The organism is Thiohalorhabdus sp., from assembly GCF_036628635.1.
Lineage (GTDB): Bacteria > Pseudomonadota > Gammaproteobacteria > Thiohalorhabdales > Thiohalorhabdaceae > Thiohalorhabdus.
Window position 1 is genome coordinate 1 of sequence record NZ_JAZKRM010000074.1, and the last position, 6,547, is coordinate 6,547.

The 6,547-nt window shown below is 67.4% G+C and carries 8 protein-coding genes; 5 read left to right on the top strand and 3 right to left on the bottom strand.

Annotated features, from left to right (window positions below; translation table 11 throughout):
• Both V5A19_RS13240 and V5A19_RS13245 read left to right on the top strand, forming a co-directional pair.
• The coding region (locus V5A19_RS13240; protein WP_332327910.1) for a DUF692 domain-containing protein at positions 1-746 on the top strand (746 nt) is incomplete at its 5' end.
• Entirely contained in the window at positions 743-1,522 is a 780-nt protein-coding gene (locus V5A19_RS13245; RefSeq protein ID WP_332327911.1) for an HvfC family RiPP maturation protein, read from the top strand. The genes V5A19_RS13240 and V5A19_RS13245, both read left to right, overlap by 4 nt.
• On the opposite strand, the gene V5A19_RS13250 is transcribed toward V5A19_RS13245, so the two are convergent.
• Entirely contained in the window at positions 1,519-2,190 is a 672-nt protein-coding gene (locus tag V5A19_RS13250; RefSeq protein ID WP_332327912.1) for an alpha/beta hydrolase, read from the bottom strand. The genes V5A19_RS13245 and V5A19_RS13250 overlap by 4 nt on opposite strands.
• Positions 2,191-2,393: 203 nt before the next feature.
• Between V5A19_RS13250 and V5A19_RS13255 the strand changes: the two genes are divergently transcribed.
• Complete coding sequence (locus V5A19_RS13255) at positions 2,394-3,263, top strand: MBL fold metallo-hydrolase (protein ID WP_443081505.1); 870 nt, start codon at positions 2,394-2,396, stop codon at positions 3,261-3,263.
• A 259-nt stretch (positions 3,264-3,522) separates the two neighbouring features.
• Here the strand turns inward: V5A19_RS13255 and V5A19_RS13260 are convergent, their stop codons facing one another.
• Positions 3,523-3,936: an NUDIX hydrolase gene (locus V5A19_RS13260; RefSeq protein ID WP_332327914.1), complete on the bottom strand. Its 414-nt coding sequence runs from the start codon at positions 3,934-3,936 to the stop codon at positions 3,523-3,525.
• Positions 3,937-4,133: 197 nt separating this feature from the next.
• Here V5A19_RS13260 and V5A19_RS13265 point away from each other — a divergent pair, with 197 nt between their 5' ends.
• Entirely contained in the window at positions 4,134-4,559 is a 426-nt protein-coding gene (locus V5A19_RS13265) for a hypothetical protein (protein ID WP_332319948.1), read from the top strand.
• A gap of 12 nt (positions 4,560-4,571) precedes the next feature.
• Here V5A19_RS13265 and V5A19_RS13270 read toward each other — a convergent pair whose 3' ends face one another.
• Entirely contained in the window at positions 4,572-5,207 is a 636-nt protein-coding gene (locus V5A19_RS13270; RefSeq protein WP_332319947.1) for a hypothetical protein, read from the bottom strand.
• Between the two features lie 204 nt (positions 5,208-5,411).
• Between V5A19_RS13270 and V5A19_RS13275 the strand changes: the two genes are divergently transcribed.
• The coding region (locus tag V5A19_RS13275; RefSeq protein ID WP_332319946.1) for a sigma-54 interaction domain-containing protein at positions 5,412-6,547 on the top strand (1,136 nt) is incomplete at its 3' end.

Sequence of the window (6,547 nt, forward strand, 5' to 3'; positions counted from 1 at the left end):
AGGTGGTCCCGGAGAATTGGATCGGAGTCGGCGGCCGCATGGGGCGCGACTTCCGCGCCGTGACCGAGCCCTATCCGCTGGCGGCCCACGGCCTGTCGCTGAATATCGGCGGGCCCCGGCCGCTGGATCGTGGCCACCTGCGTGATCTGCGCGCTTTCCTGGACGCGCACGGGGTGGCCGTCTACAGCGACCACCTGTCCTACACCGCGGACGAAGGGCAGCTCTACGACCTCCTGCCCATCCCGTTCACGGCGGAGGCCGCCGACTACGTGGCCGGCCGCGTTCAGGTGGTGCAGGAAGAGCTGGGCCGCCGTGTGGTGCTGGAAAACGCCAGCTATTACGCCGCGCCCGGTGCCGCCCTGGACGAGGCCGAGTTCATCGCCCGGGTGCTGGAGGCCGGCGACTGCCAGCTGCTGCTCGACGTCAACAATGTCTACGTGAACAGCGTCAACCACGGCTACGACCCGCACGCCTTCCTTGACGCCCTGCCCCGCGAGCGCGTGGCCTACTTCCATATCGCCGGCCACCGGCGGGAGGAGCCGGACCTGATCATCGACACCCACGGGGCCCCGGTGATCGATCCGGTTTGGGAGCTGCTCGATCACGCCTACTGGCGGTTCGGCCCCCTGCCCACCGTGCTCGAGAGGGACACCGAGATCCCGCCCCTTCCCGAGATGCTCGCCGAGGTGGCGGCCATCCGGCGGCACCAGGCGGCGGTCCCCGAACCATCCGCGGAGGGCGCATGAGTCGCGAGCCCGAGCCACCTGCGGACCTGCGAGCGACGCAGGAGGCGCTGACCGCCTTCCTCCGGGACCCTGCGGGCAGCGAGCGGCCCCAAGGGGTCGACGAACGGGGAGGCCGGGTCTACCGGCGGCTGCTCTACAACAACCTGCAAGGATTTATGGCCAGCAACTTCCCCGTCCTCCGCCGGATCCTGGAGGGCGACCGCTGGAACGCCCTGGTAGCCGACTTCCTTGCCGAGCACCGGGCCCAGACCCCCTATTTCCTGGAAATCGGCCGCGAATTCCTGACCTATCTGGCTGAGGTCCGGGAGCCCCGGGCCGATGATCCGGCCTTCCTTCTGGAGCTGGCCCACTACGAGTGGGTGGAGCTGGCGCTGGCGGTGGACGAGGCCGAGCTGCCCGCCCAGGGGGTCGATCCCGCCGGCGACCTGCTGGCCGGCCGGCCCGTGGTGTCGCCGCTGGCTTGGCCGCTGCAGTATGCCTTCCCCGTCCACCAGATCGGGCCCGGGTTCGAGCCGGAAGCGCCCCCGCAGCAGCCCACTTTCCTGGTGGTCTACCGCGACCGTTTTGACGCCATCGGCTTCCTGGCGGTCAATGCCGTTACCGCCCGCCTTCTGGAGCTGCTTCAGGAGGAAGGCGATGACCCCGGGGAGGTCCTGCTGCGGCGGATCGCCGGGGAGATCGGCCATCCCGACCCCGACCAGGTGGTGGCCGCTGGCACCGATATCCTGGCCGATCTACAGGGCCGGGATATCCTGGTCGGCATCGCGGCCTCCTAGCCGAGCACCCCGTTCAGCCAGGCGAACAGATCCGCGAGCTCGGTCTCGGAGACGCCGTGATCCATGGGGTAGGCGTGCCATTCGGGGGTCTGGGTCCCCAAGCCCGGCAACCGGTCGCGGGCAGCCTCGCCCAGTTCGAAGGGGATCAGGGAATCGTATTGGCCATGGCCCAGGAACAGGGGCGTTTGCCGCTGAGCCTCGGTTACCGGCGGGTCGGCCGGCAGGTAGGCGGATAAGGCGGCGACGCCGGCGAGGGGGCGGGGATAGGCCAGGCCGGCCCAAAGGGCCAGGACCCCGCCCTGGGAGAAGCCCCCCAGGACGATGCGTTCGGGATCGATGCCGTCGGCTTCCAGACCTTCCAGAAGGCCGATTACCCGACCCGCCGAGCGGTTTATGCCCTCGAGGTCGGCATGCGTGGTCAGGTCCGGACTGGTGATGTCGTACCAGGCGCGCATGCGCATGCCGCCGTTGACGGTTACCGGCTGCTGAGGCGCATGGGGGAGAAGCACCCGGGTATGCGCCGGTAGCGCGGCGCCTTCCCGGAACAGGGGCTCGAAGTCGTGGCCGTCGGCCCCAAGCCCATGCAGCCAAACGATCGCCGCCCGCGGCTGCTCGGCTGGGGACAGCTCGAGGCATTCCAACGGCCTGCTGTGGTCATTCCCTGCCATGATAGGCTCCCCGTAAACGCGACCGACCCTACTCTTTCGGCCAATCAATGCTTGGAGGTTTCATGCCCGCGAACCCGCGCACCCGTCGCCTCTGGCTGGCGCCGCTTTTTGCGGCCGTTGTTGCGGCATTGCCCGGCATTAGCCTCGGCGCCGAAAACGGGGTCGCCTGGGAAGAGGTCCCCTACGCCAAGTCCGAGATCCCCATGGAGCTCCAAAAGGCCGCCGAGGACGTCTATTTCGTTATCGGCCGCAACGGCGTCCCCGATGCCGAGAACGAGGGCTTCATGTCCAACGCCGGCTTCGTGGTTACCGACGACGGCGTGGTGGTTTATGACGCCCTGGGCACTCCGTCACTGGGCTGGAAGCTGCTGAGCAAGATCCGGTCGGTCACCGACAAGCCGGTTACCCGCGTGGTGGTGGGTCACTACCACGCCGACCACATCTATGGTCTCCAGGTGTTCGAGGGCCACACCGACGCCACCATCTGGGCCCAAAACCGCTACGCGCAGTACTTCGAGGGCCAGGGGGCCCAGCGCCGCCTGAAGCAGCGGCGCCAGGCCCTGTTCCCCTGGGTGGACGAGGATACCCGGGTGGTGCGGCCGGACGAGACCTTCGGTGAGCGCAAGACCTTCGAAATGGGCGACAAGCGCATCGAGCTGGTGCACGTGGGTCCGGCGCACGCGCCCGACGATACCATGATGATCGTCCACGGCCCGGATGTGGTGTTCTCCGGCGACATCCTGTTCGACGGCCGCATCCCCTTCATCGGCGATAACGTGGATACCAAGAACTGGCTGGAAGGCGTCGAGCGGGTCGCGGCCATGGATCCGCCGCCGTCCACGATCATCCCCGGCCATGGGCCCGCCGAGGAGAACGCCTCCCGGGCGATCGACTTCATGCGCGGCTACATCACCAAGCTGCGCGAGACCATGGGCGAGGCCGTGAAGAAGCTCCAACCCTTCGAGTCGGCGTATAACCAAGTGGACTGGTCCGAGTACGAGGGCCTTCCTGCCTACGAGGCCACCCACCGGCGCAACGCCTACAATGTCTACCTGGAGCTGCAGGGGCAGTGAGGAGTGAGGCGTGAGGAGTGAGGCATAACACCCACGGCAAAGGCGTTATCCGCAGATTACGCCGATGAACGCAGATAAAAGCATAACCTCGAACGGCCCTGTGATAACGGCACGAGCCGCGACACCGTTGGCCATATAAAGTCAGGGCCTACCCACTACCTAGAAGGGCCGACCAGCCCAGCTTCCATCTGCGTTCATCGGCGCAATCTGCGGATGGATCGTTTCGCCGTTACACCTCACCCCTCACGCCTCACGCCCCTCACGGCAATACCGGCCTCTCGCCTGTTTCCAAATACTGGCGGTAGTGGGCGAGGATCCGGCCGTGATCGAAGGCGGTGGGCGGCAGGTCGGTGAGGGGGAACCAGGCCAGGTCCTGGGCGTCGCTGGCGGCCTGGGCGGTGCCGGAAGGACGGGCGGCGTAGACGGTGGAAACGGTATGCCCCCGGGGGTCGCGGTCCGGGGCCGAGTAGGTGGCGAACTGGTACAGCTCCGCCAGCTCCAGGCCGGTCTCCTCCGCCGCCTCCCGCCGGACCGCGGTGGTCAGGTCCTCGCCGGGGTCGACGAAACCGCCCGGAAGGGCCCAGCCGTAGGGCGGGTTCTTGCGCTCGATGAGCAGAACGCGGTCGCTTGGGTCGTGGATGATCACGTCCACGGTGCAGCGGGGTCCTTCCATGCTGGGCCTCCCTACCCGGAAAAAATTTCCCCCTGCGGGCTTCACCCGGTTCTCGCGGGCAGCCCATGGGCCGCGAGAACCGGAGCTCCGGGATATGGTATACTTTGTGCTAAGAAAAGGTTGCGCGGTGCTGCCGCGTCCGCTGGAGGCCAAGGTGGCCGCCCACTGTCCGATCGGATCCGTTGCGAGCGAGCGTCATGGAAATTGATCCGACCAAGAACCTGAGCCAGCTGGCCGGGGGCAGTCAGACCCAGCAGCAGGGCGTATCCGACGGCTCGGCCTTCCGGGCCGCCCTGGAGAAGGCCCAGGCAAGCTCCGGGAGCACCGCCCAAGGGGCCTCCGAGGGTGTAACATCGGCCCGCGGCCCGGCGGAGCTGGTGGGTATGCTCCGTCATCAGGCCGTGCAGGAGGAAGGCCGGGTGCAGCAGGCCTTGGACCTGGTCACTAGCCTGTCGGCCGATTTCGCCCACGGCAAGACGCCCCAGGCCGCCGAGCTGCAATCCGCCGATGCTACCCTGGCGCGCCTGGAGCAGCAGGCCGGCCCCGGGGAGCGCGAGTCCCTGCGGGATGCTCGCACCGCCGTCAATTTCTACCTGGGCCGAGCGGAGCGGGAGAGCGGCTGAGTTCCGGCCGGTCTAGCCTGATCCGCCCGCCTCCGGCTGCCGCTTCTGGCGGACTTCCTGGCGGTGCCGCCGGAAGATGTACTCGCTTAGGACCTTTTCTTCGCTCTCGGTGACATTGGTCAAGGCCAGTGTCACCCAGTAGCGTTCCTCCCCCTGCTCGCCCCGATCCGCTCCAGCCTCCCGGATATAGGCGGGGGCGCCAAAATGCACCCGGGGCGAGCCCGGCAATCGGCATTCCACCCAGAACCATTCCCCCCGTACGGGAAGCAGATCGCCATCCGGCGGGAGGCCCGCCCGGATGGTTTCCAGACTGACCGCTACCGGCAACGGATCCGGACCCTCCCCTTCCTGGAGCGCCAGCTGATCCTCGAGCAGGTGGAGGAGGTGGTCGAGCTTGGTATCGACCAAGCGCAGGGCTTCGAACACCGCCCCTTGGGGGCGCTGGTCGGGCGGATAGCTGCGCGCGAGTTCTTCCACCGTGGCGTCGCGGCTCCCAAGGGCGGCGCGCAACCCGCTGGCCTGGGCCGCCAGGTTGCCTGATTGGGCTGCCGCGGCCTGACTCTCGTCGAGCCGGGTGAGCTCAAGGGGGAGATGGTCGTGAACCTGGAGCCCGGTGTCAGCCCTTTGGCGGTCCTCATGCTCGGCCATGCCTAACTCCGGGTTGCTGGGGGCCAGCCTACCAGCATCGCCCGGTTGAGGACATCAGGAAGGCTTTCGCCCGTAAGGGATGACAGCGCTCCGGCTCTCGGCGGACGCTTTGACACCCAACATCAGTCCTGTCACGATTTTGACGCAGTAGCTGTGGGCAAGCCGACGGAATCCCGGCCTCAATGACGGGAACTTGGAGGTGCGATGGCGGAGGGAACCGAAGCCCGGCAAGACGAATCCGTACCTCCTGGTGAGACACGGCGCGAACAGGCCGGGCTGGCATTCGAATCCCCCGCCCCTCGGGTGATCATCGGCCCGGGACTGGAGCGCCATAGCCAGGCACTGGCTCGTGCTGCGGCCGGCTCGGGGCTGGAAAGCGAGGTAGCCGGGGCGGCCCCTGCCCCGGGGCCGGCGGTGGTGCTGATGGACCTCGCCGCTGGCGCCGGCGGGTGGGACTTTTTGGCGTGCTGCCGGAGTGGTCATCTCCCGGTCGCCGTGTTTAGCACCCAGCCCGAGCCCGCCCAGGTTCGCGAGGCCTATCGGCGGGGTGCCGCTGAGGTTCTGTTCCTTGACGAAGCCGCTCTCGATATCCAGCTGTCCTCGCTCCTTGCCCGGTTCTATGACGGTCCCGACCAGAACCGCCTCCACCCGGAGCGAAGCCGGTTCCACGGCCTTGTGGGCATTTCCCAGTCCATGGCCGAGCTGTATTCCCTGCTGGAGGTGGTCGGGCCTTCGGATGCCACCGTCCTCATACGGGGTCAGAGCGGAACCGGCAAGGAGCTTGTGGCTCGTGCCATTCACGCCGAATCGGCCCGCAGCGAGCACCCGTTCGTCGCCATCAACTGCGGCGCCATCCCCCCGGATCTGCTCGAGGCCGAGCTGTTCGGACATGCCAAAGGTGCCTTCACCGGTGCCGTGAGCGCCCGCCAGGGCCGTTTCGCTCATGCGGACAGTGGCACCCTTTTCCTCGATGAAATCGGGGAGATGAGCCCGGATCTCCAGATCAAGCTGCTCCGGGTTCTGGAGGAGCGAACCTACGAGCCGGTGGGCAGCTCACGCTCCGTGCCCTTCAACGCCAGGGTCCTGGCAGCCACCAATAAGAACCTGGACGAAGCGGTGGCCTCGGGCCGCTTCCGCGAGGATCTCTATCACCGGCTCAATGTGCTGACCGTGGACCTGCCCCCCCTCAATCAGCGGGGGGCCGAGGATGTCATGTTCCTGTTCGATCATTTCCTCGAAGAGCTCAACCGCAAGCACGGTACCCGGGTCGCGGGCGCCGATCCGGTGGCTCGACGGTTTCTGGAGGCTTACGAATGGCCCGGGAATGTCCGCGAGCTGCG

Excerpts from the sequence above, each read along its gene's own strand:
- V5A19_RS13260 (WP_332327914.1), bottom strand. The coding sequence starts at position 3,936 with ATGGAAGGACCCCGCTGCACCGTGGACGTGATCATCCACGACCCAAGC.
- V5A19_RS13270 (WP_332319947.1), bottom strand. The coding sequence starts at position 5,207 with ATGGCCGAGCATGAGGACCGCCAAAGGGCTGACACCGGGCTCCAGGTT.
- V5A19_RS13250 (WP_332327912.1), bottom strand. The coding sequence starts at position 2,190 with ATGGCAGGGAATGACCACAGCAGGCCGTTGGAATGCCTCGAGCTGTCC.
- V5A19_RS13265 (WP_332319948.1), top strand. The coding sequence starts at position 4,134 with ATGGAAATTGATCCGACCAAGAACCTGAGCCAGCTGGCCGGGGGCAGT.
- V5A19_RS13255 (WP_443081505.1), top strand. The coding sequence starts at position 2,394 with ATGGAGCTCCAAAAGGCCGCCGAGGACGTCTATTTCGTTATCGGCCGC.
- V5A19_RS13245 (WP_332327911.1), top strand. The coding sequence starts at position 743 with ATGAGTCGCGAGCCCGAGCCACCTGCGGACCTGCGAGCGACGCAGGAG.